Here is a 25,946-nt window from a genome sequence, read left to right on the forward strand (position 1 = left end):
CAGGGGGGGACCTTGCGCGGGGGGAGTGAGACACGGCAATTCTGGAACCTAAAAGGTAGGCTGTAAAAGCACTTCTTCGTCTCATCCCTCGCAATCCCCGCCTTTTGTCGTGCGCCCCTACATCACCCACCGTCAAGCCCTCCCCCCCGTGGAGCTGGAGTCCCTGCGAGACGCACTGCTGGGCTCTCGCTTCGTGGCCCGCAGCCCGCTGATGGGCACGTTCCAGGCGAGTCGGGGCTTCGCCTTCATCTTCACACATGAAGGAAGGAGCACCCTGGAGGCTCGCTTTCCGTTCCTGCGCGCGTATCTCGCGCGGGTGCTGGCGCCGGAGAGCGCGCGCGGCTTGAGGCCGTGGAGGGAGCGGCTGTTCGGCTCGCGCCAGCCAGCACCCAACGCGTTCTATCTGAACCTGCTGTTGCTCGACGCGGGCAAGGGCGTGGGCCGACACATCGACGCGACGTTGCAGGGGCCCAGCGGCGTCCCGGACGCCACGCCTCGACACGTGAGCGTCCTGTATCTCCAGATGCCCGAGGGCGCGCGCGGCGGCGCGCTTCGCCTGTTGCATGACAATCGCGACGTGGGCGAGGTGCGGCCACGGCCCGGGCTGCTGGTGCACTTCCAGGGACATCTCCAGCACGAGGTGCAGCCCTTCCTCGGCGCGAGGGACGACTCGCAGCGCGCGAGCCTCGTCTGCGAGCAATACGTCTTCGAGCCTGACGCGCTCGCGCGACTGCCACCCTTCCGCATCCAGTCCAAGGCGGGCTTCGCCGCCTACCTGGATGCTCAGCGCGAGCGCACCGACACCGGAAACACCTGAACGAGCCTTCAACGGCCCGCGTGGAGCCCTCGGGATGGACCCGACACGGCGGCCTGAATCGCTTCGGCATCCCACGTGAGGCGGGCGGCGGGCGCGTCGAGACGGAGCCTGACTTCCGCGGCGCGCTCGCCGTGGGTGGCGTGGGCCCCAGTTTCTGGGGCTCCCGGGTCTGTCCTGTTCCGGGTTCACCGTACGGTGAGACTGAGCGACAATGACACGCCGTCTCGATGGGGGGCGGACCGATTCGATTTTCAGGAGGCACCGTGGCTGTCGATCCGCAGGGCACCGACGTTCAGCGCTTCATCCAGGAAGACCCCGGGGGGCCGCTGGTGATGATGAACCTGGTGCGGTTCAAGGAGGGGGGACGGGCCTCGTTCGCGGAGTATGCGAACGCCATCATGCCGTTCATGATCAAGGCAGGCGCGCAGCCCCTCTACGCGGGCGACGGCTCCACCGCGCTGGTGGCGGAGCCAGGGCAGACCTGGGACGCGGTGATGCTGGTGCGCTACCCGAGCCGTGCGGCGTTCCTGGAGATGGTGAACGACCCGGACTACCAGCGCTTCAGCCATCTGCGCACGGCCGCGCTGCACGAGGCGGTGATGCAGGCGACGCTTCCCTGGGCTGCGTCGCCCTGAGCGTGGCGAGGACTCAGCGCCCGGCGACGAGGCGCAGGTCCGCGGTGGGAACGAAGCCAGGCGGACGTCGGTGCCGCGTGGCCTGTTCGTAGGCATGGGCGAGCTTGAGCAGCGTGGGCTCGCTCCATGCGCGACCGATGAACGACAGCCCCACGGGCAGCCCGCGTACGTAGCCCGCGGGCACGGTGAGGGTGGCGTAACCGGAGACGGCGGCGGGGGTGGAGCTGCTGCCCAGCCAGTGGTCGCCGTTCACCAGGTCGATGAGCCCTGGAGGCGCCTGCGTGGGCGCGACGAGCGCGTCCAGTTGGTGCTTGCGCATCACCTCGTCGATGCCCTGCGCGCGTGACAGCCTGCGACTGGAGGCCAGGGCCTTGAGGTACTTCGCATCGGAGAGCGGTCCGCGGGCCTGCGCCTGACGCAGCAGCTCCTGCCCGAAGTACGGCATCTCCGAGTCCTGGTGCTCCTCGTTGAAGCGGATGAGGTCCGCGATGGTGCGCAGCTTCGTCGTGCCGCCCAGGCTCGCGAGCCACGACTCCACGCCTGCCTTGAACTCGTGGAGCAGCACCTCGAACTCGGGCTCGTCCAGCTTCGCCGCGTTGGGGATGGAGGCCGGGTCGACGAGGATGGCGCCCTTCGACTTCATGACCTCCAGGGCCTGCTCCACCAGCGCGTCGGTGGCGGCGTGGTAGCCGAAGAAGCGCTCGCGAGGGACGCCGATGCGCGCGCCCTTCAGCCCGTCGGCGTCGAGGAACTTCGTGTAATCCAGTCCCGTGCGGCCCTGGCTCGCGGCGGTCGCCACGTCGGAGGCATCGACGCCGGCGAGCACGGTGAGCAGCGCGGCGGCATCCGCCACCGTGCGCGTCATCGGGCCCGCGGTGTCCTGACTGTGAGAGATGGGGATGATTCCCGAGCGGCTGACGAGCCCCACCGTCGGCTTGAGTCCCACGAGCGAGCACGCCGCGGCGGGCGACACGATGGAGCCATCCGTCTCCGTGCCCACGGACACGACACAGAGGTTCGCGGCCGTCGCGGCGCCCGAGCCCGAGCTGGAGCCCGAAGGCGACCTGTCCAGAGCATACGGATTGCGGCACTGGCCGCCGCGTCCACTCCAGCCGCTGGCGGAGCGCGTGGAGCGGAAGTTGGCCCACTCGCTGAGGTTTGTCTTGCCGAGGATGACAGCGCCCGCGGCGCGCAGGCGCTCGACGACGAACGCATCTCGCGAGGGCACGGCGCCGACGAGCGCGAGCGAGCCCGCGGTGGTCTGCATCCGGTCCGCCGTCGCGATGTTGTCCTTGATGAGCACGGGGATGCCATGCAGCGGACCGCGAGCGCCCTTCTCCTTGCGCTCCAGGTCCAACGCCTGGGCGATGGCGAGCGCGTCGGGATTCAGCTCGATGACGGACAGGAGTGGCAGCGAGCCGGTGCGGTCCATGGCCGCGATGCGCGCCAGGTAGCGCTCCGTGAGGCCGTGCGCGGTGTACTTCCCTTCGCGCATGCCGGCCTGGAGGTCGACGATGGTGGCCTCCTCCAGTTCGAACGGACTGGAGGAAGGCGCAGCGAGCCCCCGCGGGTTCGCGGTGGCGTCCACCGTGGCCAGGGCCGTGACAGCGGCCGAGCCACCGAGGAAGGCGCGCCGGCTCATTTCCCAGGAGCGATGTCCGGAAGGCGTGGGCTTTTTCATGGGGGCGCGCGCAGTACAGCAGTGGCGCATGGATTGTCGCAAGCCATGCGCGCCCGAGCACGGAAGTCCCGCGCAACCCACCCGCTCCTGTTACGGTGCAACCCCGACATGGCCTCGAATCTGACGCTTCTGGCGGGACCTGACGCGCTGCGGCTGCTGCGTGCGCGGGGGCTGCGCGGTGACGACGTGGATGTGGTGCCTGGAGCCTCCGGTGGCCCCAAGTGGTTGGTGCTGGCCGGGCTGGACCGCGCCCTGTTCGGCGAACTCTTCAAGGGACGCACCCGCCCCCTGCACTTGATTGGCAGCTCCATCGGCAGTTGGCGACTGGCGTGTCTGGCCCAGAACGACCCGGTGTCCGCGCTGCGGCGCTTCGAGGCGGCGTACATCGACCAGCGCTATCCGCCCAAGCCTTCGCCCTCCCTGGTGAGCGAGACGAGCGAGCGCATCCTCGATGCGCTCCTGGGCGATGATGGCCTGAAGGAGATCCTCCACCATCCGTGGGCGCGGCTGCACATCGTCACGGCGCTGTGTCGAGGTCCCCTGGGTGTCGAGCATCCGCGCGTCCAGCTCCTAGGCCTGGCGCTGTGCGCGATGGGCAATGTGGTGAGCCGCAAGAGCCTGAGCCTCCACTTGCGCCGCGTCATCTTCGACACAGCCGGCGACACGACGCCCTTCGCGGGACAGAAGGATTTGCCGTCCGTCCACCTGCCCCTGACGGCGGAGAACCTGAAGCCGGCGCTCATCGCCTCGGGCTCGATTCCATTGGTGCTCAGTGGCGTGCGCATCCCCGGTGCGCATCCAGGAGTGTACCGGGATGGTGGCGTCATCGACTACCACCTGGACCTGGACTTCGGTCCTGGTGAGGGACTGGTGCTGTACCCGCACTTCTATCCGTATGTGGTGCCCGGCTGGTTCGACAAGGCCCTGCGCTGGCGACGGGCGCGGCCGGAGAACTTCCGCAGGGCGCTGCTCATCTCCCCGTCCCCCGAGCTGGTGGCGAGGCTGCCCGGTGGAAAGATTCCGGACCGTGTCGACTTCGAGCGGATGACCGACACCGCGCGAATCCGCGCCTGGAATCAGGTGGTCTCCGAGAGCGAGCGGATGGGAGACGAACTCCAGGAGCTCATCGCCACGGGACGACTCGCCGAGCACGTGAGGCCGCTCTGAGCCTGGAGCCGCGCGGCGCTCACTTCCCTGCCGGCGCGGGCTCGCTTTCGAGCTGGACCTCGTCGAGGTAGCACCAGCCCCAGCTCTCACCGGGCTCCAGCGAACGGATGAGGGGATGGGTCGTCTCGTGGAAGTGCCCCGTCGCGTGCTTGTTCTTGGAGTCGTCGCAGCAGCCCACGTGGCCGCACGTCATGCACAGCCGCAGGTGGACCCAGGTGTCATGGAGCTTGAGACACTCCTCGCACCCGCGCGTCCGGGGCCGCACGGGACGGAGCTGGTCCAGGTGGGCACAAGGCCCCGTGCCCGCGCTCGGATGGAACTCGATGGTGGCCTGCGTGTCGATGAGCTCCGCCGCCGTGCGGGGTGCGACGCTCTCCGGTGGCCCGGCCTCCACCTCGAGTCCTTCGGGAGGCGGTGAGCGGAACAGCTCCGCGCCGCGCTCGAAGGCCGTGACCGAGCCCTTGAGGACGAGTTCGTCACCGACCTCGAACCGCGTGTGCGGCTCCACCCGCGACAGCGGCACCCCTTCCCTTCGCAGCTCCAGGACCTTGAGTGCCCCACCGGCTCGCTGGACCAGCACCTCCACCGTCTGTCCGACAATGGGCGCACCCGGGCGGACCGTCACGCGGCGAGAGCCCAGGCAGTCTTCTTCCAAGGCGCAGACGAGCAACGGCTTCTCCAGCGAGCCCGCCAGTCGCAGCGCCGCGTAGCCGGAGCGCCGCACGGCGTCCTCATGGTCCTCGATCTCCTCGGGGGACTGTTGATAGTCCTCGAGGAGAGAGGTCAGCACCGCGACCAGGCTCTCCAGCTCCTCGCACACGACGACGTCCGCGCCTGCCTCGTTCATCGGCTCCACGTCCGCGACCGTGCGCACGCGAGCCACCAATCGCAGCGTCGGATTCTCCATCCGCGCCACCGCCACCACGCGGTGGGCCATGGCGACCTCGTCGTCGACGACCATCAACAGCTTCGCGCGCTGGACGCCCGCCACGCGCAGCGTGCGCTGACGCGCATAGTCGCCGCGAAGCACCGCCATGCCCTCGGCCTCCGCTTCATTCGCGCCCTGGGGACTCAAGGTGGCCACCAGAAACGGAATGCCCGAGCCGCGCAGCACGCGCGTGAGTCGGCGCGCGCCATCTCCGTAGCCGGCGACGATGACGTGGTTCTCGAAGCGGGCGAAGGACTCGGCCGCGAGGGCTTCGGACTCGTCCGTGGAAGGGCCCTCCTGCGCCATCGCGTTGTGACCTCGGCGGGTAAGGCGTCCACCCGCCCAGATGCCCAGCCGGGACAGCAGCGGCGTGAGCACCATCAACATCACCGTGGCCGCGATGAACGCCTGGGAGCCCTCCGGGAGGCCCGCGGGAAACAACCCCAGGCGCCGGCCGCTGCGCTCCAGCACGAAGGAGAACTCCCCCACCTGAGCCAGGAGCAGCGCGCTCTCCACCGCCACCGGCGGGCGATAGCCGAGCGCCAGCACGCTGATGGCCGTCGTCACGGCCTTCACGACGAGCACCGCGACGATGGCCAGCAACACCACGGGCAGGTGCGCCACGAGGAAGCCCACGTCCAGCAACATGCCGACGGAGACGAAGAACGTCGCACTGAAGAGAATCTGGAGCGGGAGGATTTCTCCGAAGGCGTGCTCGCTGAAGCGGCTCTCGCTGACGACCAGTCCCGCGAGGAAGGCGCCCAGGGACACACTCACGCCCGCGAGGCTGGTCAGGAACGCCGTGCCGAAGCAGACCGCGATGACGGTGAGCAGGAACAGCTCCGGTGAGCACGTGCGCGCCACCACCTCCAGCAGCCGGGGCATCAGCCGCCGCGCCACCACCAGCACCGCGACGATGATGCCGAGCGCCTTGGCGAAGGCCCACACGAAGTGGAGCGGTGAGTCGCCCTTCCCCGCCAGGATGGGGACGAGCAGCACCATCATCACCACGGCGAGGTCCTGGAAGATGAGCAGCCCCAGGGACACCTGCCCCACGTCGGACGAGGTCCCTCCCCGGTCTCCGAGCAGCTTGAGGACGATGGCGGTGGAGGACAGCGCGACCAGGAAGCCGGTGAACAGCGCGGGCCGCCACGTCACGCCGAACAGCATGAGCAAGCCCATCATCCCCACGGACGCCAGCCCCACCTGGAGCCCTCCGCCGCCGAAGAGGAGCAGCTTGAGCCGGGCCAGCTTCTCCAGACTGAACTCCAGGCCGATGCTGAACAGCAGGAGGATGACGCCGAGTTCAGCGGCGGAGTTCACCAGCTCCAGGTCCTTCACCAGTGCCAGGGAGTTGGGTCCAATCAGCGCGCCCGCGAGGAGGAAGCCGACGATGGGCACCAGCCTGAAGCGATGGCCCACGTAGGCCATCACCGCGCCCGCGGCGATCAGGATGACAATCTCTTGCAGGAACGGCGGCGCGGCCGAGGCGAGTGGGAACATGGACGGGAGGCGGCGGCCCGGTCGAGCCACACGGGAGCCGAGCCTGCCCCAGCGCGCATGGCCACCCGTGCGCCGCGCGGCGGATTCGTGCACCAGTCACCGTCACGCGGCGGGGGCTCGTCACTTCGCCCCCACGAACGTTGTCCCGCGAACGACGCCGGAATGAACAACGGCCGACACCCTCGCGAGAGGATGCCGGCCGTCGGACTTCAAGAATGCTCGAACCGCTGGAGAGCCTCCGGGTCCGGGCCTGTCAGGCGCCCGTCCCCGGAGGAGACCGCCTCCCCGAGAGGAGGCGGCTTCCGGCTCAGTTCACGCGACGACGACGGTGCAGCAGGCTGAGCAGCGCCAGGGCGAGCATGCCCGCCGGAGCACCCGCGCCCGTGGACGAGCAACCACCCCCATCATCCGGGGTGGCCGTGGCCGCCACCGTGACGCTGTGGGTGGCGTTGTGGCTGTCCTTCACCGTCAGCTTGAACGTGAACGTGGCGCTGTCGTCATCCAGCTCCGGAACGTCCACGTTGAGCACCGCCTTGGTCGACTCGTTGAGCGTCACGCTCGGGCCGCCCGTCTGCTCCCACTTGTAGGTCAGGGCATCGCCATTCGCGTCGGAGGAAGCCGAGCCGTCGAGGGTCATCGACGTCTGGCTGCCATTGAGGATGATGCGGGCCTTGGCCACCGGAGCGACATTCTCCACCGGCGCCGCGGTGATGGTGATGACGACGAGGGAGGCCGAGCTGTTGGCCGCCCCGTCGTTCACCACCAGGCTGAACACCAGGTCGCGCTCGGCCGTCACCGTCGGAGCGGTGAAGGTTGGCTGAGCCGCCGTGGCCTCGGACAGCGTCACGGCCGGACCGCTGATCTGCGTCCACAGGTACGTCACCGTGGTGCTATCGGGGTCGCTGCTCGCGCTGCCGTCCAACGTCACGGTGGCACCGGACACGGCGGAAGCCGCCGGTCCCGCGTTCGCCGTGGGAGCACGGTTCACGTTGCGCACCGTCACCGTCACCGTCGCGTTCACGTTGGCTTCACCGTCGGACACCGTCACGCGGAACGAGAGCGCCGCGTCGTCATCCACTTCGCCCGCGCTGAACGACGCGGTCGCCGTGTTGGCGTTCTGCAGCGTCACGGTGGTGCCCGTCAGCTGGGTCCACGCGTAGGTCAGCGTGTCGCCGTCCGCATCCGTGGCATGGGCCACGAGGGAGACAGTGCTCCGCTCGTCGGCCGTCACCGCGGACGCCGTCACCACGGGCGCACGGTTCGGAACCGGCGGCGCGGTGATGGTGATGACGACCAGGGAGGCCGTGCTGCTGGCCGCGCCGTCGCTCACCACCAGGGCGAAGACCAGGTCGCGCTCGGCCGTCACCGTCGGAGCGGTGAACGTCGGCTGGGCGGCCGTGGCGTTGGACAGCGTCACCGCCGGCCCGCTGACCTGCGTCCACTGGTACGTCAGCGTGGCGCCGTCGGGGTCGCTGCTCGCGCCGCCGTTCAGCGACACGGTGGCACCGGACACGGCGGAGGCCGCCGTACCCGCGTTCGCCGTGGGAGCACGGTTCACGTTGCGCACCGTCACCGTCACGTCCTGGGTCGCATCGAAGGTGCCGTCGGACACCGTCACGCGGAACGTGAGCACCGCGTCGTCGTCCACGTTACCCGCATCGAACGTCGCGGTCGCCGCGTCGGCGTTCTGCAGCTCCACGGTAGCGCCCGTCAGCTGGGTCCACGCGTAGGTCAGCGTGTCGCCATCCGGATCGGAGGCCTGCGACACGAGGGAGACGGTGCTCCGCTCGTCGGCAGTCACCGCGGACGCCGTCACCACCGGAGACCGGTTGGGGATGGCCGCCGGGTTGATGGTGATGACCACCAGGGAGGCCGCGCTGCTGGCCGCACCGTCGTTCACCACCAGGCTGAACACCAGGTCGCGCTGCGCCTCCACCGATGGAGCAGTGAAGGACGGCTGGGCGGAGACCGCGTTGGACAGCGCCACGGACGGGCCGCTGATCTGCGTCCACGTGTAGGACAGCGAGGTGCCATCCGGGTCGCTGCTCGCGCTGCCGTCCAACGTCACGGAGGTACCGGACACGGCCGAAGCCGCCGCACCCGCGTTCGCCGTGGGAGCACGGTTCACATTGCGCAGCGTCACCGTCACCGTCTGGTTCGCGGTGGCACCACCATCGGACACCGTCACGCGGAACGTGAGCTCCGCGTCGTCGTCCACGTTACCCGCGTCGAACGTCGCGGTCGCCGTGTTGGCGTTCTCCAGCGTCACCGTCGGGGTGCCGGACAGCTGCACCCACGCGTAGGTCAGCGCGTCGCCATCCGGGTCGACGCCCTGGGCCACGAGGGAGACAGTGCTCCGCTCGTCGGCCGTCACCGCGGACGCCGTCACCGACGGAGCCCGGTTGACCCTCGTGACAGCCACGTTCACCGAGTCGCTCGCGACGGACGTCCCGTCGCTCACGGTCAGGCGGAACGTCAGCGTCTCCACGCTGTCGGGAGCGGTGAAGCGGGCGGTGGAGGTGGTGGCGTGGGTGATGCCCACGGGCGTACCAGCCGTCTGCACCCAGGTGTACGTCAGGACGTCGCCGTCGGCGTCACCGCCCACGCCGCTCAGCGTGTACTCGGAGCGAGCACCCACGGTGCCGTCGGCACCCGCGTTCGCCGTCGGCGCGCGGTTGGCGTTGAGCACCGTCACCGTCACGTCGTGGCTGGCGGTCGCCGTGCCATCCGACACCGTCACCCGGAACGTCAGGGTGGCGGTGGTGATGACCTCGGCGGCCGTGAAGGTGGCCGTCGCGGTGTTCGCACCGGACAGCGTCACCGCGGCGCCGGACAGCTGCGTCCAGGCGTACGTCAGCGTGTCACCGTCCGGGTCCGTCCCGGTGGCGATGAGGGTCGCGGTGGTGCGCTCGTTGACCGTGACGGGCGAGGCCGTCACCGCCGGCGTGCGGTTCACCGGATTGACCTGCACGTTCACCGTGTCGCTCGCGGTGGAGCTGCCGTCGCTCACCGTCAGGCGGAACGTCAGCGTCTCACCGGTCGCCGTCTCCGGCGCGGTGAAGGTGGCGATGGCCGAGGTGGCGTTGGTGATGCCCACCGGAGTACCGGCCGTCTGCACCCAGGTGTACGTCAGGGCGTCGCCATCCACGTCGCTCGCCGAGCCGCTCAGCGTGGCCACGGCGCGCTCGTTCACGGAGCCATCCAGGCCCGCGTTCACCGTCGGCGCGCGGTTGATGTGAAGCACGTTCACCGTCACGTCCTGCGTGGCGGTCGCCGTACCGTCAGACACCGTCACCCGGAAGGTGAGGACGGCGTTGGCGGCCACTTCGCCCGTCGCGAAGGAGGCCGTCGCGGTGTCCGCGCCGGACAGCGTCACCGGGGCACCGGACAGCTGCGTCCAGGCGTACGTCAGCGTGTCACCGTCCGCATCCGAGGCCGTGGCCATGAGGTTGGCGGTGCTGCGCTCATCGACCGTCACCGACGAAGCGGTGACCACCGGGGCGCGGTTCACGTCGTGGATGACCACGTCCACGGTGTCGTTCACGCTGACCTTGCCGTCAGAGACGGTGAGGCGGAACGTGAGCGTCGTGTCGAAGTCCACCTCGGGGGTCGCGAACGTGGCGGAGGCCGCCGTGTAGCCCGTCAGCGCCACCGGAGTGCCGGACACCTGCGTCCAGAGGTAGGTGACGCTGTCGCCATCCGCGTCGCTCGCGGAGCCGGACAGGGTGAAGCTGCCACGCTCATTCGCCGAGCCATCCAGACCCGCGTTCACGGTGGGAGCGCGGTTGACGTTGAGCACGCGCACCGTCACGAAGTCCGTGGACGTCAGGCTGCCGTCGCTGACGCTCAGCCGCAGCACGATGTCGCGGTCCGACGCCACTTCAGGGGACGTGAAGGTCACGGTGGCCGTGTCGGCGCCGGACAGCGTCACCGCCGTGCCGGAGAACTGCGTCCAGGTGTACGTGAGCGGATTGCCGTCGGCGTCCGTCGCGCTGCCCGCCACCGTCACCGCGGTGCGCTCGGGCACCGTCTGGTCCGGACCGGCGTTGGCGACCGGAGGACGGTTCAGACACACGTTGTTGTCCGCCGCCAGGGAGGTGAACGGCGTGTTGTCGATGCCGCTGAAGGACAGGTTGTCCAGCGCCCAGCCCGTCGCGCCGACGAAGTTGTCGGTGCCGATGCGGAAGCGGATCTGGACCGTCTTGCCAGCGTACGTGGTGCCCAGGTCCAGCGTCGCGGGATCGAGCGTGGGGAAGTTCGCGCTCGTGCCGACGATGGCCTGACGGCCCTGCAGGGGGTTCAGCACGCCCGGGGCCGTATCCAGCACGCCACCGTACAGGGGGACGCCGATGTCGATCCACGTCTGACCATTGTCCTCGGTGAGCTCGATGACGGCGCCGTCGTAGTTGGCGTTCGCGTCGGCCTCGAAGTCGTGGGTGTGGTCGAAGCTGACGATGAACGGCGCGGTGGCGCTCACGTTGAGCGGCGGGGTCTTCAGCCAGAAGTCCGTGGGGAACTCCCGGTTCTCGCCGAAGAACGCGCGGTCGATGAACGCTTCATCGACGTAGACGAGCCCGAAGAAGTACTCGTTGATTTCAGGCGCTTCGCTAGACTCGAGTTCCCAGGGGAGCGTCGCGGGGTTGGACTGGACGTTCTCCGTCCGGCTGGTCTCCGGAGCCTCGTCGTAGTTCGTCACCGCGTTCAGCGCGGCGATGACGTCTCCCGGAACCGCCTGGTTCTCATCGCGGAAGGCGATGATGAACTCCGCGACGGAGGCCGTCGCGGCGCCCGTCAGGGTCACCGGCAGCGCCACCGTCACCTGGCCGAACACGGGAATCTCAGGCAGGCGGACCACGCCCGCGTTGCCGATGACGACACCGCGGGACGGCGAGAACACCGTCACCGAGGCGTTGCGCGCGGGGTGCGAGCCGGTGTTCGCGATGGTGACGACGATGCGACCCGTCTCACCGTTGTCGAGCACACCGTCGCGATCACACGAACCGGTGGGCAGGTCGTCGGAGAGCGTCGCGCTCACGAGCCCCAGCGCGGGACCGGTGCGGAAGCTTTCGACCAGACCCTCGTGGGTGGTGGAGACATAGGACGGGGCCACGGCGCCGACACCGGCGCCACGCTTGGCGAAGGCCGTCCACATCCGCTCCGCATCCGCGGGGTCGATGGCATAGGCACCCGCGAGGATGGCGTCACGCGCCTCCAGGAAGGTGGGCGCGTAGGGCGTCTGCATGTACCCCAGGACGATGTACTGCTTCATCCGGTCCTGAGCCTCCTGGAACGGGTGGACGCGCAGCAGCGACGTATAGGCCTCCCAGAGCATGGTGGCCCACACCTCACCCGAGTTGTGGAACTGCGAGTTCGGGAGGGTGTTCGTAATGATGGGCGCGGTGGTGGGCAGGGCGGACGAGTTCGCGATGTGGCGGAACGTCAGCGCGTTCTTCGCCATGTCGGACGAGTACGTCACGCGGCGGATGCCGAAGAAGGCGCTGTCGGGAGAGCCGTAGCGGGGGGCGAACTCCGCCGCGCCGTACGCACCCGTCCAGTCAGGGTTGGAGGGGACGTTGATGTCCTCCGCCCGGGTCACCATGAGCAGCGCGTGGAAGTCAGCCCAGCCCTCGCCCATGGAACGGCCCTGCTGGTTGACGAGGCCGCCCGCATCGAGGATGAGGCGGTTGCTGATGTAGTGCCCCCACTCGTGCGCGACGATGATGTTGTCGACGGTGCCGTCCGGGCCAATGCTCGGCGCACGGAACAGGCGCACGTTGAGGCCCGGCTCGTTGCGGAGCAGGTTGCCATTCGCCAGGGTGATGCGCAGCGCGGGGATGGTGAGCGTGGTCGAGGTGCCGCCCATGTCCGCGACCGGCCCCGCGGCGTTGTCCGCGATGATGACACCCGTCGCCCCAGCGGCCTGCGCACTGGTGAGCTTGTCGACGAAGCCGCAGCCACCGCGGTCGATGAGGGCGATGTTCCCAGCCACCGCCGCCGCGTTGGTCAGGGGGGTGCAACCGTCCGTGGTGGACGGCCCCCCCGCGGTGACTTCGTCCAGCGCGATGACGACATTGCCCACCACGTCGAACGCCTGGGCACCCATGCCGGATGCGATTCCGACGGCATAGTTACCCGCGACATGGGCCGGAGCATTCACCGTCAGGTACGTCTCGCGCGGACCGGAGAAGCGGTACATCTGCATGCGCGGTGAGGCACCATCCGCCGGCGTCAGCATGTTGGCGTTGTCGGTGCCGCTGTAGTCCTGCGCCTGCGCCTGGATGGGGTCGCCGTCCTCGCCACCGCGCTCGAAGTTGTCGAGCTGCGCGTTGCCCGAGAGTTCGTCGAACCCGGAGTCGTAGTACCAGTCGTGCAGCCAGTTGTTCAGGTAGAACAAGCTGGTCGTCGCCGCGGCGATCTGCTCCGCATTGGCGTTCGGCTGGATGTCGAACAGCATCGTCCGGTCGAACACGCCGGGAGCCGTGACGGTGGGGCGAAGGTCGCCCGCGCTGAAGAAGTCCGGCGCAAAGAGGTCCGCGTACGCGTCCACGTTGTTGCCGGCGGTCACCGTCGCACCCGCCGCGAGCCACGGGTCATTCTGGCTGTAGGGCGCGTTCTGCAGGGTGACGAGCGAGGGAGGAACGAACGCGGGCCGGAAGCCCGTCGGCGCACCGTCCGGGTGCGGCGTGGCGTTCGTGCCAGCGGGACCGTCGTGAGGCGTATACGGGGGTGTGGTGTCCGCGAAGACGCGGTAGCTGAAGGCGGCCTGCTCGCGCATGTCCTTGCGAGACAGCACGCGACCATCCAACGCGGAGATGACGTACGCGTAGGCGTCCGAATCGACGCTGTTCTCGCGGCCGGTGATGACCTCCACGTAGTACGCGGGCACCAGCGCGTTCGGCAGCGCGTAGTAGACCTGCTTGGCGCGGGCGGGCTCGCGAAGGCTCTCTTCCTGAGGTCGCGCGTACGAGGCCAGGGCGTAGCGCGTATAGCGGCCCGTGGGCTTCGCGCTCTTCACCTGGTTCAGCAGGCTGCCGTCGAGCGCGGAGCCCGTGACGTCCTGAAAGGCGGCGGCGATGGCGGACTTCGCCGACAGCTTGAAACGCATCCGCTCCGGCGCGGCCCGCGCCGTCACGTGCTCGGAGATGGTGCCGGAGACCGACACCAGCTCGTTGTTCTTGTTCAACAGCAGCCGGAGGCTCTGGCGGAACACCTCGACGCCGGAAACCTCCTGCGCCACGGTGACGACCTTGACACCCTGGGGCAGCTGCTTGACGGCGGAGACGCGGGCACCGGCCACCTCGAACGACTTCACGCCGTACATCGCCGCGTAGTCGTTGAGCTGGGTGAGGGCCGCCTGCGCCGGCGCCATGCTGGCGTACTGCGCCTTCAGCTTGTTCTGTGCACCACCAGTGGCCCACAGGAAGCGAGGGGCGCCGGTGTGCTCATCCCGGTGGGTGACACGGACATCCGTGTCGGCGTCCACCGGCTTGAAGCTCGCGGCGGTGCGGCCCGCGGGCTTGGCTTCCAGGAATGCGTCGTAGTTCGGCAGCGTCCGGGCGAAGGAGCCAGTACCTGAAAGTACCAGCGCCAGGCCGGACAGCTTGGCAACCAACCTTCTCACGTGGGGGTGCTCCCATGGGATTGCGCGGGGTGGGAGCCGCCCGGGAGACCCGATACGTCGCGTTCCGACAGCCTTGCCGGAAGCTCAGGTCTGTTCTGATTGGCTCCCAGGTGACAAATTGTCACCTGTTGGAGAGATTAGTGCCTTTACTGGTGTAGGTTGAAAGGCGACATTGCGGTTTTTTCTACGATGGCGGGAGATTTCCGTATCCACGAGAGACCTCGTCTGAGAAATCCCCAGTCATTTCAAGGGGCTGCAATGTCCAGGGCCAACATTCCAGTGCTGACGGACCTACCCAGTTTCTCCCGTGTCAAGCCAGACGCGACGGGGAGTCCCGGCGGTCGTCGGGGCACGGACACTCCCCTGCCCCCGGGTTGATCTGCCATTGGGCTGAGGGGCGGGACGGCGCGCTGACGCGAAGGCATCCAAGCGCACCAAAGAGAAAACCCCGGCCACCATCTCTGGCGACCGGGGTCTTCAACCTTGCGGTTTCTTCCGAATCCAGACAGGCCCTCGAAAGACACCAAGTTGCGGGGGCAGGATTTGAACCTGCGACCTTCGGGTTATGAGCCCGACGAGCTACCAGGCTGCTCCACCCCGCGACATGTTGTGTTTGCCTATAAACACCAGAGGCCCGGCTTTCTATTCTCCGGGCCTCTGGCATTCCTAATTGCGGGGGCAGGATTTGAACCTGCGACCTTCGGGTTATGAGCCCGACGAGCTACCAGGCTGCTCCACCCCGCGTCAGCGGCGAGGGAGGTAGTACCGCCCCTCGCCGTGGACTGCAACATCTATTTCCCGCGAACTCGAACACGCGTCACACGTGCTCGAGTCCGGTGAATCACTTGCCGAACTTGCTGAAGAGATCGGCAAGCGTGCCGAAGCCCTTCTTGCCAGCGGCGGCGCCCTGCGGCTGCTGCGTCTTCTGCCACTCCTCCACCTCGGCACGCTCCTCGGCGCGCACCGCGGCGGTGACGGACAGACGAATCTTGCCGGAAGCGTCGATGTCGAGAATCGCCACCTTCACCTCCTGGCCGAGCGCGTAGTGCTTGCGCAGATCCGTGCCGCGCTCGGTGCCCGTCTCGCTGGCCGGCAGCAGGCCCTTGCCACCCGGGAACTGGAGGAACACGCCGTAGGGCTCGATGCGGTCCACCTTGCCCACCACCACCTGCCCCGCCTTGGGACGCGGCGCGGCCGGAGCCGAAGGCGCGGTCTTCTCCGCGGCCACCGGAGCCGTGCGCTCCTCGGGAGGACGCTGCGCCTCCTCCTCGGTGATGCGGCGCAGGCCGATGCGCTTTTCGTTCGCGTCGATCTTCTCGACGGCGACCCAGATGGTCTCGCCTTCCTTCACGACGTCGCGCGGGTGCGCGATGCGGCGATCACTCAGCGCGGAGATGTGCACCAGGCCATCCACGCCCGGACGCAGCTCCACGAACGCGCCGAACTGCTGGAGGCGGACGACCTTGCCCTGCAGGCGGTCGCCCTCCTTGATCTCGGAGATCGCCTTCTTGAAGGGATCTTCCTGCCGCGAGCGCATGGACAGCGTGATGCGCTCCTTCTGCTTGGTCTTGTCGGGCGAGTTGGGCTGCGCGGGCTCCATGCGCAGGATCTCCACCTCCACCTCGTCGCCGGACTTCACCACGTCGCTGGGGTGACCCACGCGCGTGTACGAGAGCTCGGAGACGGGGATCATTCCCTCCACGCCGCCCAGGTCCACGAACACGCCGAAGTCGCGTACGCCAGAGACCTTGCCCTTGACGATGCTGCCCTCGGACAGGGTCTTGCGCGTCTCCGCGGCGAGCGTGCGCTGCTCGTCCTCGAGCAGCGAGCGGCGCGACAGCACCACGTTGCGGTCACGAACCTCCGTGACGCGGAACTTGAGCTTCTCGCCGATGAACTGATCCGGCTTCTCCACGTAGCGCAGGTCCAGCTGGCTGATGGGGCAGAAGGCGCGCTGGTCACCGATGGCGACCTCGACACCGCCCTTGTTCACGCTCAGCACCATGCCCTCGACGGGCATGCCGGAAGCGCGGGCCTCGGCCAGCATCGCCATGGACGCGCTGCCCTTGGCCAGCGCGCGGCTCAGCACGATGCCCTTGGCGCCCACCTCGATGACGTGCGCCTCCAGGCTGTCGCCAACGCCGAAGCGCAGGATGCCCTCGTCGTCCTTGAGCTCGCGAAGCTCGATCATCGCCTCGCTCTTGGACGAGCCCTCCAGCGACACGAACGCGGTGTCCGCGCCGAGCTGGAAGATGGTGCCCTTGACCTTCTCGCCCAGGCGGACGCCCCGACGACCCGGAGCGCCCCCCTCCTTCACCTGCACCTCGAACATCTCGGCGAAGGACTCGGACTCGGGGACCTCCTCGTACAGCGCCGTGGAAGGCGCCGGCGTCGGCGCGACAGGGCGCGGCGTGGGAGTCGGAGTGGCGCCGGAGGCCTCGGCGGCGGCCGTGGTGGCCTCCGCCGTCGCGGTCGCCTCGGCGGGCTGCTCACCCACCGGACCCCGCGTTTCGATGGCACCCGACGCACGCTTCACGACGACCATGGGGCCGGACGGACGGCGCTCGCCGCCACCACCACCGCGGCGCTCACCCCCTGGGCTGCCACCGCCCCGCGGACGGCGCTCCTCGCGAGGAGCTCCTCCTTCGGGACGCGGCTGAGCATCGCGGCCCTGACCGGGACCGCCGCGCTCGCCTCCGCGACCGCCGCCGCCGCCACGACCTCCCTCGCCACGGCTTGCGCCGCCCGAAGGAATGCCGAGCATCACGTCGCCGAAGGTCGCCTTCGGCTTCTTGGGGCCCATTCCGCCAGGACCGCCCGCATTGGAACCGTTCTTCTCGTCGCTCACTGCCGAGACCTTCCTGAGACGAAGTCAGCCCAGACTTCCCGTGAAGCCGGAGCCCATGAAAAAGGCGGCGCACTCTACACGCGCGCCCTGTCGGGAGGAAGCCCCGATGACGCGCACGTGGTCCACACCACCGCCAGGACCCTAACGACGAGAGCCCTTTACGCCATCCCTTCCGACACCTGGTTGCACCCCCAATCAAAGCCTGCCTGCTCCGTCAGGAGCCGAGCCATGGCGCGGACTTAGCGCTTGCGACGCAGGCGGCCAGAAACCTTGCGGAACACCGCGCTGGCCTCCGGCACGCCGAGCGCCGCGGCCACCGCGAAATAGATTACTCCCATTGGGAGGGCGACGGCGATGAATCCCAGGATGGGATGCATCGCGGGGGGGGCGAGGAAGGCCCCGCCCCACTCCGCTTGCACTCCGGGCATGGGACCCAGCACCGAGGCGAGCCCCAGCTTCACCCCCAGGGCCACCATTCCGGCGATCACCGCCGCGCCCCACAGCCGGGGCAGCAACCCCGAAGGCACGCCCACGCGGCCCAGCTGCCTGGAGAGCTTGCGGCGCAGAAGGGTCGACTCCAGCCAGGCCACCATGCCGCTGGAGAGCGTGAGGCCGAGCGCGCCCAGTTCAGGGGGAAGCCCCAGCCACTCGGGCCCGTGAAGGCCCAGGCCCCAGGCCCCCAGCGAGCCCAGCGCCACGCGGACGATGGCGAAGCGCAGCGGCGTCTTCGGATCCTTCAGCGCGTAGAACGCGGAGGCATAGAGCCGGCCCACGGTGGCGGCCACCAGCCCCACGGACGCTCCGATGAGCAGGTACCAGAGGTAGCGCGAGTCCGCCGCGCCAAAGCGGCCCGTCTGCAGCAGCGCCGCGGCGACCATGTCCCCCAGGAAGAAGAAGGCCGCGGCCGAGGGCACCACCCAGAAGGCGATGCGCCGCGCGCCCGCGTCGATGCGCGTCCGCAGCTTCGCGACGACCTCCTCCCGTTCGCCATCCGCCGCGCGCGCCATCTCCGGCAGCTCCGCCGCGGATACCGCCATGCCGAAGAGGCTCACCGGGATGAGGTAGATGGTCTGCGCATAGACGAGCGAGGACATGGCCCGCTCGGAGATGAGCGTGGCGAAGGCGGTGTCCACCCACGCGCTGAACTGCACCACGCCGCGCCCCAGGACGACGGGCCCGAAGCTCTTGAGCACCTGGCGCACCGGCGCCGCCACGGTGGAGAGCGAGGGCCTGAAGCGCCCCAGCAACTTGAGGACGCTCGGTACCTGCACCGCGAACTGGAGGAAGCTGCCCGCCACGACGCCGTAGGCGAGCAGCTCCACCAGGCGCTCCTCGCCATAGCGGCCGCCCAACACCAGCAGCGTGAGGATGATGGCGCCGTTCCACACCACCGGCGCCAGGTACGACAGCAGGAAGCGGCGGTGGCTGTTGAGGATGCCCAGACACCAGGCGCTCAGCACCAGGAAGCCGGTGCCCGGGAAGAGGACGCGCACCACGCGGATGGCCAGCTCGCGCGCGTGGCCCTCGAAGCCCGGGGCGATGAGGTCCACGAAGAGCGGCGTGAAGAGCATGCCCGCGCCCACGAGCAGCGCGGTGGCCAGCGACAGCAGGCCGAACACCGCGCCCGCCACCCGGTCCGCCTCCTCCGTGTCCTTGCGGCCGAGCAGTTGGGCGTACACCGGAATGAACGAGCCGGAGAGCACGCCCTCGCCAAACAGGTTCTGCAGGAAGTTGGGGATGCGCAGCGCCGCCTTGAAGATGGCCGCCGCCGCCTCGTTGCCCAGGTAGTGCGCGAAGACGCGCTCGCGCACGAGCCCCACGAGCTTCGAGGCGAGGATGCCCGTGGCCACGAGCAGCGCGCCTCGGCCGCTGGAGCGCTCGGACCGAGGAGACGGGGCGGTGGGAGGCGGCGGAGAAGGCTCGGGCACGGAGGCGGTCACGAGCGCCGGACTCTATGCGTGACGTCAAGTGGCATGAAGCAGGAAACCCACCGGGCCCTGTTTCTCTTGACGGTGCCCCCGGCGGATTGCAAGGGTCCATTCCCAATGGCCGAAACCCCGGACAGCGACCTGGACGACGTGGCGCGCATTCGCCGCGTGCTGGCGCGCGAGCTGGAGACCATCAACGAATACGAGTCCTTCGCCCGGGCCGCTTCCCACCCCGAAGTGAAGGCGTTCTTCCTCCACCTGGCGACAGAGGAGAAGGAACACGTGTCCGAGGCGGTTCACATGCTGCGCATGCTCGACGCCAACCAGGACGCCCGCTTCACCAGTCCCATCGCGGCCGGGCACTTCCAGCAGGCCGTCGCCGATGCGGGCACACCCGTCGCGGCCCATTCGCCCTCCCCCACCCCACCGGCGCCAAACGTCATCAACGGCCGGTCCCCGGTGGAGCCGCTCACCGCCCTTCCCCCGCAGCGCCTGATGTACGGCCTGCCCGCTCCGCCGCCCGCCGTGGAGTCCCATCCCCTCACGGTGGGCTCGCTCCGCCGGAGTGGTGGCGGTGGTGGTGGCGGCAATCGCTGAAGACGTTCCTTTTCTTTTCTCCTTGTTGAGTATCTGGAGACTGTTCGATGCCTGACTTCCTTGGACATGCCGAGAACCCGCTCCGTGAAGAGGAGTGGGCGCGCCTGAATGAAACCGTCATCCAGGTCGCGCGGCGCTCGCTCGTGGGCCGCCGCATCCTCGACATCTACGGTCCGCTGGGCGCGGGCGTGCAGACGGTGCCCTACGACGAGTTCCAGGGCGTGTCCCCGGGCGCGGTGGACATCGTCGGCGAGCAGGAGACCGCGATGGTCTTCACCGACGCGCGCAAGTTCAAGACCATCCCCATCATCTACAAGGACTTCCTGCTGCACTGGCGCGACATCGAGGCGGCCCGGACGCACAACATGCCGCTGGACGTGTCCGCCGCCGCGGGCGCCGCGGCGCTGTGCGCGCAGCAGGAAGACGAGCTCATCTTCTACGGCGACGCGAAGCTGGGCTACGAGGGCCTGATGACGGCCAACGGCCGGCTCACCGTGCCGCTGGGTGACTGGACGGTGGCGGGCGGCGGCTTCCAGGCCGTCGTCGAGGCCACGCGCACACTCAACGAGCACGGCCACTTCGGCCCCTATGCCGTCGTGCTGTCGCCCCGGCTGTACTCGGCGCTGCACCGCATCTACGAGAAGACGGGCGTGCTGGAGATCGAAACCCTCAAGCAGCTGGCCTCGGACGGCGTCTACCAGTCCAACCGCCTGCGCGGTGACTCGGGCGTGGTGGTGTCCACCGGCCGGGAGAACATGGACCTGGCGGTGGCCATGGACATGGTGGCGGCCTACCTGGGTGCCTCGAGGATGAACCATCCGTTCCGCGTGCTGGAGGCGCTCCTCTTGCGCATCAAGCACCCGGACGCCATCTGCACCCTTGAGGGCCCCACCGCGGCGTCGGCCCGTCGTTAGTCCGGCCCCTCCGCGCCCTGCTCCCATGGCAAAAGTCCTGGTGATCGACGACGAGGCGAATCTCCGCAAGGTGCTCGCCGCGATGCTGCGCCGGGATGGCTTCGACGTCACCGTCGCGGAGAACGGTGAGCAGGGGCTGGCGGAGTTCCACAAGAACGGCGCCGACATCATCGTGACGGACCTGGTGATGCCCAAGGTGGGCGGCATGGAGGTGCTGAGCACCATCCGCTCCGCCAACCCCGACGTGCCGGTCATCATCATCACCGCGCACGGCACCGTGGACTCGGCCGTGGACGCCATCAAGGCGGGCGCGTTCGACTACATCACCAAGCCCTTCGACCAGACGGAGCTGTCCGCCGTGGTCGCCAAGGCCGCCAAGACGAACGAGAGCGCCCGTCGCTCCGTCCGTCCGGACCTCAAGGCGCGCGCCGCCATCATCGGCGAGTCGCCCCAGATGCAGGACGTCTACAAGGTCATCGACAAGGTGGCGGACACGCCCTCCACGGTGCTCATCACCGGCGAGAGCGGCACCGGCAAGGAGCTCATCGCCACCGCGCTGCACGGCGCCTCCAGCCGTCGCGACAAGCCGTTCATCAAGATCAACTGCGCGGCCATCCCCGCCACGCTGCTGGAGAGCGAGTTGTTCGGCTACGAGCGCGGAGCCTTCACCGGCGCCGTCACCTCCAAGCCCGGCCGGTTCGAGCTGGCCGACGGCGGCACCCTCTTCCTGGACGAAATCGGGGAGATTCCCGTCGAGATGCAGGTGAAGCTGCTGCGCGCGCTCCAGGAAGGCGAGTTCGAGCGCGTGGGTGGCATCAAGACGACGCGCGTGGACGTGCGCCTCGTTGCCGCCACCAACCGCGACCTCCAGGCGGAGATCGAAGCCGGCCGCTTCCGCAAGGACCTGTACTACCGGCTGGCGGTGGTGCCGCTCACCCTGCCCCCCCTGCGAGAGCGCCGCAGCGACATCCTGATGCTCGCGCGGCACTTCGTGGACAAGTACAACCGCCGCCTCAACAAGAAGATCGAAGGCATCACCGACGACGCGCTGGCGCTGCTGCAGGGCTACGCATGGCCGGGCAACATCCGCGAGCTGGAGAACCTCATCGAGCGCGCGTTGCTGTTCGCGGACGGACCGCTCATCACCGCCAAGGACCTGCCAGAGCCCGTTCGGCAGGGAGCGGGCGTCCAGGCAAGCCCCGCTCCGCCCCCCAGCGCACCGACCCTGGAAGTTCCCACGGGTGAGGTGGGCCTGAAGGACATCGTCCGGATGAAGGCGGCGGAGCTGGAGCGGGACCTCATCGTCAAGAAGCTCGATGAGACGGGTGGCAACGTCACCCGGGCCGCGCGGCTCTTGCAGATCAGCCGCAAGTCCCTGCAAACGAAGATGAAGGAATTCGGTCTGCGCGACACCACGCCAGACGAGCAAGAGGACGGCCCCGAGGATTGACCCTCGGCTGGCGGAATTCCTCGTCGCGGGCGCTGGTTTTCGCGCCCGCCCACTCTTTCCAAACCAGGGAGCCTGTATGCGGCCGAACCTTCCCACCCTCGGTGCACCTCCAAAGCGCAGCCCCATCGGGCCCGTGGTCGCCGTGTCACTCATCCTCGGCGGAGCCGCCGGGGGCGTGTGGTGGTGGAAGCAACGGATGGCGAACGCCACGGGCGAGGCCGCCATCCACCAGCCTGTCGCCGAGGCCACCGGCCCCACGGATGCGGGCGCCCTCGCGGCAGCCCCTCTCGCGGCGCCTGTCCCCGTGGACCCGGTGAAGGCCGCGGGCCTGGAGCGCGCGTCGATGCGCATCGAGGGCCCGCTGGAGACGGCCCTCAACAACTCCGCTGGCGCGGACGTGGGCCCGGCCCTGGCGCAGGTGGTGACGCGCACGCTGGTGTGGTGGGTGGAGGTGCCGGGTGAAATCCTGCGCGGCGACACCCTGGACGTGCTCTTCCAGCGCCGCCCCAACGAGGAGCCCCTGGTCCACGCGGTGCGCTTCACCAGCGCCAAGCTGGGCAAGACGCTGAGTGCGTACCGCTACCAGGCCGGAACCGAGGGCGCCGCGCGCTACTACCTGTCCACGGGCGAGGAGCTGGAGCTGCGCCTGGAGAAGTCGCCGCTGGACGACTACGAGCAGGTGACGTCCCTGCTGCGCGACGGTCGCCGCCACAAGGGCGTGGACTTCCGTACCCCGGTGGGCACGCCCGTCAAGGCGCCCTTCGCCGGCGTGGTGAAGCGCAAGAACTGGAACTGGGGCAGCAACGGCAACTGCCTGGAGCTGGTGGAGACGGGCGGCCGTGGCCGTCGTGCCCTCTTCCTGCATCTGGACGAGGTGTCCAAGGACATCCACCCGGGCTCGCGCTTCAACGTGGGCCAGGTCATCGCCCGGAGCGGCAACACGGGCCGCTCCTTCGCGCCCCACCTCCACTACCAGCTGATGACCCAGGATGACCGGGTGCTGGACCCCTTCGACCAGCACAAGACCTACCGCCGCACCATGGCGGCCGGCCACAAGACGGGCTTCGATGACGAGGTCCGGCGCCTGGAAGGGCTGCTCGGAACCTCCGTCGCGGGGAAGTAAAAGCAACCCGATTCTTGACACTCCTTCGACGGCGCGGCTAGCTGGAAGCCCCCGGGCTTGCCGGAAGGCCCGCTCGTTTCGCCGTCGGAGGTCGGATGCACAGGCTTCGCGCCGTACTCGCCGCGCTGACGCTGGGCGCGCCGTTCGCCGCCAGCGCGGCAGATATCACCCGGATCGCTTCCTCCTTCGAGGATGACGATCCGTTCGACCTGTTCATCGACGTCGGGTTCGAACGTACGCAGACTCGCGCGAAGATTGTCCGCGAGCAGCTCGCGCCCGCGGGCACGCCGCCCAACGAGGATGGCTCACCAGCCACGCGCGGTGACGCCGCGGAGCTCTGGTACAAGGGCGTCGATGCCCGCCTCAACCTGAGGCTGGCGGTGGGTCTCTACAGGGACTTGGAGCTGTCCTTCACGCTCCCGCTGGTGTTCCAGCAGAACGAGCGATGGGACTTCACCTCCCAGTCGTCCCAGGAGTCTTCCACCATCACCAACAACTGCATCAACGCGGATGGCTCGACCATCGCGGGATGCCTCTCGGACCCGCAGACCAACGGTGTGCCGCTCTTCGGCGTGCCGCAGGAGAGCTTCCGGGGTGGGCTGGGCAACCTCCACTTCGGCCTGGCCTACGCCTTCTTCAACCAGGCGAAGGACGAGACCAAGCCCACCTGGATTGTCGGCATCGACTACGAGGCCCCCACCGCGAAGGTGAGGGACCCGAGCGTGGACACCACGAACTCGGACGAGCGCGGCAACATCGGCGACCGGGTCCACAAGTACCAGCTCTACACGGCGTTCTCGCGCCGCATGGGCGTGGCCGAGCCGTACTTCAAGGCCAGCTACACCATCCCCGTCCGAGGCCCCCTCTTCTATTCGAACTGCGACCAGCGCACGTCGAACCCGACGAACCTGGGTGCCCCTGGCAACTGCGGTGAAGGTCCGTGGAACCGCAAGGAGACGGGCATCAAGTCGCCGGAGATGCTGGGGATGGTCGCCGGTGTGGAGCTGGTGCCGTTCGACAGGCCTCAGAAGCACCAGAAGTTCACCCTGGACCTGCGGGCCATCGGCAACTACGTGGGCGCGGGCCGGTACAACAACGAGCTGAGCGCGGCGCTTCGCAAGCTGCTCACCTCCGAGGAGTACTTCCAGGTCGGCGGCATGCTCGGCGCCACCGCGAGCGCGTCGGACACCTTCAAGATTCGCGCGTCGGGCACGTTCCTCTACAACACGGACCACACGCTGACGAACGAGGAGATGGGCCAGGACCTCAACGGTGATGGTCAGGTCGACACGGCGGTGGGCTCGCCCGAGCTCAACCCGACGTTCGACTGGCGCTACGACCTGGTCTCCCGCCGCTTCCGCGCCATCGGCAGCACGACGTTCCGCTTCGACCTGAGCGCTTCGTTCAACTTCTAGCGGCAGGTGACACCCGGGAGGCGCGGCATCCACCGCCTGCCTCCCGGTGTCGCGGGCAGCAGCAACGCGGACGCCAGGAGGGAGTACGCGCCTCCTGGGTCCTGCTTCGACTCACCGCTTCAGCGACAGCCCGAGTCGGTAGACGTCCTGTCCCGACCAGCCCGCACGACGCGCCAGCTCGGTGCTCAGGGGCTTGAGCTTCTCGCCGCGAGCAAGCCCCTCTTCGAGTCCGCGCCGCAGCTCCTCCTCGGACCAGCGGCGCTCTCCGGTGCGGCCTTCCACGAGCACCACGACCTCACCCCGGGCCTCTTCCGTCGCGTAGCGCGCGGACAGCTCTGACAGCGGCCCTCGCACGAACTCCTCGTGCAGCTTGGTCAGCTCGCGGGCGACGCACGCACGGCGATCCCCCCAGGCCTCCTGCAGGTCCGGGAGCGTTTCTCCCAGACGGCGCGGAGACTCGTAGAGCACCAGCGTCGCGGACAGCGCGGCCACCTCTTCCAGCATGGCGCGCCGCTCGGCGCCCTTGCGGGGCAGGAACCCCAGGAAGTGGAAGCGCCCCGTGGGCAGCCCGGACGCGCTCAGGGCCGCGACGAGGGCCGTGGCGCCCGGGATTGGAACCACCGTCAGCCCTCGCTCCAGCGCCTCCGCCACCAGTCGCTCTCCGGGGTCGCTGATGGCCGGACTGCCCGCGTCCGTGACGAGCGCGCAGTCATCCCCTTCTGCGATTCGATCGAGGATTCGCCCGGCCCGCTGCCCCTCCGCGAAAGCGGGCAGGCTGACCAGGTCCTTGCCGCCAATGCCGAAGTGGTCCAGCAGCACACGGGAGTGCCGCGTGTCCTCGCAGGCGATGAAGCGCACCGCGCGGAGGGTCTCCAGCGCGCGCGCAGAGATGTCACCCAGGTTCCCGATGGGCGTGGCCACCAGGTACAGCGTTCCAGCCATGCCTTCCCCTTACATGCCCGCATCGAAGGCGCCGGGAATGTGCTCCACGGTGGCGCGCGCTCCACGCCCCACCACGGAAATCACGTCGAAGCGCATCATCCGCTCACGCAGGTCATGAGCGAAGAGATAGTGCAGCGCCGCCTTCACCACCCGACGTTGCTTGGCGAAGGACACGGTGTGCGCCGGGTCTCCCCATACGGCCGAGGAGCGCATCCGCACCTCGACGAAGCACACGGTGTCCTCTCGCTCGGCCACCACATCCAATTCGCCGTAACGACACGGCCAGTTCCGCGCCCTCACCCGCCAGCCCCGCTCCTCCAGGTACCGCACCGCCACCGATTCCGCCTCATCCCCGAACTCCCGCCGCACCCCACGCC

The 25,946-nt window shown here is 68.8% G+C and carries 15 protein-coding genes and 2 tRNA genes; 8 read left to right on the forward strand and 9 right to left on the reverse strand.

Annotated elements, in window-relative coordinates:
- Positions 1-109: 109 nt before the first annotated feature.
- Positions 110-817, forward strand: coding sequence for a 2OG-Fe(II) oxygenase family protein (locus FJV41_RS31700; protein WP_141646333.1), 708 nt, complete (start codon positions 110-112; stop codon positions 815-817).
- A gap of 263 nt (positions 818-1,080) precedes the next feature.
- Positions 1,081-1,452 carry a DUF1330 domain-containing protein gene (locus tag FJV41_RS31705; RefSeq protein WP_141646334.1) on the forward strand — a complete coding sequence of 124 codons (372 nt, stop codon included), beginning with the start codon at positions 1,081-1,083 and terminating at the stop codon, positions 1,450-1,452.
- Positions 1,453-1,465: 13 nt separating this feature from the next.
- On the opposite strand, the gene FJV41_RS31710 is transcribed toward FJV41_RS31705, so the two are convergent.
- The gene (locus FJV41_RS31710; protein WP_181791059.1) at positions 1,466-3,133 is read right to left on the reverse strand and encodes an amidase; all 1,668 of its coding nucleotides are present in this window, start codon (positions 3,131-3,133) and stop codon (positions 1,466-1,468) included.
- Between the two features lie 108 nt (positions 3,134-3,241).
- Between FJV41_RS31710 and FJV41_RS31715 the strand changes: the two genes are divergently transcribed.
- The gene (locus FJV41_RS31715) at positions 3,242-4,300 is read left to right on the forward strand and encodes a patatin-like phospholipase family protein (RefSeq protein ID WP_141646335.1); all 1,059 of its coding nucleotides are present in this window, start codon (positions 3,242-3,244) and stop codon (positions 4,298-4,300) included.
- A 19-nt stretch (positions 4,301-4,319) separates the two neighbouring features.
- Here the strand turns inward: FJV41_RS31715 and FJV41_RS54005 are convergent, their stop codons facing one another.
- The 6 genes from FJV41_RS54005 to murJ all read right to left on the reverse strand — a co-directional run bounded on the left by FJV41_RS54005 (position 4,320) and on the right by murJ (position 19,140).
- Positions 4,320-6,731, reverse strand: a complete 2,412-nt coding sequence (locus tag FJV41_RS54005) for a cation:proton antiporter domain-containing protein (protein WP_220137911.1) — start codon at positions 6,729-6,731, stop codon at positions 4,320-4,322.
- A gap of 307 nt (positions 6,732-7,038) precedes the next feature.
- Positions 7,039-14,352 carry a myxosortase-dependent M36 family metallopeptidase gene (locus FJV41_RS54690; RefSeq protein WP_141646336.1) on the reverse strand — a complete coding sequence of 2,438 codons (7,314 nt, stop codon included), beginning with the start codon at positions 14,350-14,352 and terminating at the stop codon, positions 7,039-7,041.
- A 528-nt stretch (positions 14,353-14,880) separates the two neighbouring features.
- Positions 14,881-14,954, reverse strand: a tRNA-Met gene (locus FJV41_RS31730).
- A 68-nt stretch (positions 14,955-15,022) separates the two neighbouring features.
- A tRNA-Met gene (locus tag FJV41_RS31735) sits at positions 15,023-15,096 on the reverse strand.
- Positions 15,097-15,193: 97 nt separating this feature from the next.
- Entirely contained in the window at positions 15,194-17,155 is a 1,962-nt protein-coding gene (locus tag FJV41_RS31740) for a S1 RNA-binding domain-containing protein (RefSeq protein ID WP_141646345.1), read from the reverse strand.
- Between the two features lie 284 nt (positions 17,156-17,439).
- The gene (gene murJ, locus FJV41_RS31745) at positions 17,440-19,140 is read right to left on the reverse strand and encodes a murein biosynthesis integral membrane protein MurJ (protein WP_141646337.1); all 1,701 of its coding nucleotides are present in this window, start codon (positions 19,138-19,140) and stop codon (positions 17,440-17,442) included.
- Positions 19,141-19,245: 105 nt separating this feature from the next.
- On the opposite strand from murJ, the gene encB reads away from it, so the two are divergent.
- The 5 genes from encB to FJV41_RS31770 all read left to right on the forward strand — a co-directional run bounded on the left by encB (position 19,246) and on the right by FJV41_RS31770 (position 24,627).
- A complete protein-coding gene (gene encB / locus FJV41_RS31750) occupies positions 19,246-19,725 on the forward strand; it encodes an encapsulin nanocompartment ferritin-like cargo protein EncB (RefSeq protein WP_141646338.1) in 480 nt (159 codons plus the stop codon).
- A gap of 47 nt (positions 19,726-19,772) precedes the next feature.
- Positions 19,773-20,639, forward strand: coding sequence for an encapsulin nanocompartment shell protein EncA (encA, locus tag FJV41_RS31755; RefSeq protein WP_141646339.1), 867 nt, complete (start codon positions 19,773-19,775; stop codon positions 20,637-20,639).
- A 25-nt stretch (positions 20,640-20,664) separates the two neighbouring features.
- Positions 20,665-22,089 (forward strand): sigma-54-dependent transcriptional regulator, encoded by a 1,425-nt coding sequence (locus FJV41_RS31760; RefSeq protein ID WP_141646340.1) that lies wholly within the window; start codon positions 20,665-20,667, stop codon positions 22,087-22,089.
- Positions 22,090-22,165: 76 nt separating this feature from the next.
- On the forward strand, positions 22,166-23,212 hold the full coding sequence (locus FJV41_RS31765; protein WP_141646341.1) for a peptidoglycan DD-metalloendopeptidase family protein: 1,047 nt from the start codon (positions 22,166-22,168) through the stop codon (positions 23,210-23,212).
- 95 nt (positions 23,213-23,307) lie between these two features.
- The gene (locus FJV41_RS31770) at positions 23,308-24,627 is read left to right on the forward strand and encodes a hypothetical protein (protein WP_141646342.1); all 1,320 of its coding nucleotides are present in this window, start codon (positions 23,308-23,310) and stop codon (positions 24,625-24,627) included.
- Between the two features lie 111 nt (positions 24,628-24,738).
- On the opposite strand, the gene rsmI is transcribed toward FJV41_RS31770, so the two are convergent.
- Both rsmI and FJV41_RS31780 read right to left on the reverse strand, forming a co-directional pair.
- The gene (gene rsmI / locus FJV41_RS31775) at positions 24,739-25,569 is read right to left on the reverse strand and encodes a 16S rRNA (cytidine(1402)-2'-O)-methyltransferase (RefSeq protein WP_141646343.1); all 831 of its coding nucleotides are present in this window, start codon (positions 25,567-25,569) and stop codon (positions 24,739-24,741) included.
- A 9-nt stretch (positions 25,570-25,578) separates the two neighbouring features.
- Complete coding sequence (locus FJV41_RS31780; protein ID WP_141646346.1) at positions 25,579-25,938, reverse strand: YraN family protein; 360 nt, start codon at positions 25,936-25,938, stop codon at positions 25,579-25,581.
- Between the last annotated feature and the right edge of the window lie 8 nt (positions 25,939-25,946).

Origin of the sequence: Myxococcus llanfairpwllgwyngyllgogerychwyrndrobwllllantysiliogogogochensis (genome assembly GCF_006636215.1) — a bacterium.
GTDB classification, from domain to species: domain Bacteria; phylum Myxococcota; class Myxococcia; order Myxococcales; family Myxococcaceae; genus Myxococcus; species Myxococcus llanfairpwllgwyngyllgogerychwyrndrobwllllantysiliogogogochensis.

Bases quoted from the DNA above. Each gene is read 5' to 3' on its own strand.
- FJV41_RS31710 (WP_181791059.1), bottom strand. From the start codon at position 3,133: ATGAAAAAGCCCACGCCTTCCGGACATCGCTCCTGGGAAATGAGCCGG.
- FJV41_RS31715 (WP_141646335.1), top strand. From the start codon at position 3,242: ATGGCCTCGAATCTGACGCTTCTGGCGGGACCTGACGCGCTGCGGCTG.
- FJV41_RS54005 (WP_220137911.1), bottom strand. From the start codon at position 6,731: ATGTTCCCACTCGCCTCGGCCGCGCCGCCGTTCCTGCAAGAGATTGTC.
- FJV41_RS31740 (WP_141646345.1), bottom strand. From the start codon at position 17,155: ATGGGCCCCAAGAAGCCGAAGGCGACCTTCGGCGACGTGATGCTCGGC.
- encB (WP_141646338.1), top strand. From the start codon at position 19,246: ATGGCCGAAACCCCGGACAGCGACCTGGACGACGTGGCGCGCATTCGC.
- encA (WP_141646339.1), top strand. From the start codon at position 19,773: ATGCCTGACTTCCTTGGACATGCCGAGAACCCGCTCCGTGAAGAGGAG.
- FJV41_RS31760 (WP_141646340.1), top strand. From the start codon at position 20,665: ATGGCAAAAGTCCTGGTGATCGACGACGAGGCGAATCTCCGCAAGGTG.
- FJV41_RS31765 (WP_141646341.1), top strand. From the start codon at position 22,166: ATGCGGCCGAACCTTCCCACCCTCGGTGCACCTCCAAAGCGCAGCCCC.
- FJV41_RS31770 (WP_141646342.1), top strand. From the start codon at position 23,308: ATGCACAGGCTTCGCGCCGTACTCGCCGCGCTGACGCTGGGCGCGCCG.
- rsmI (WP_141646343.1), bottom strand. From the start codon at position 25,569: ATGGCTGGAACGCTGTACCTGGTGGCCACGCCCATCGGGAACCTGGGT.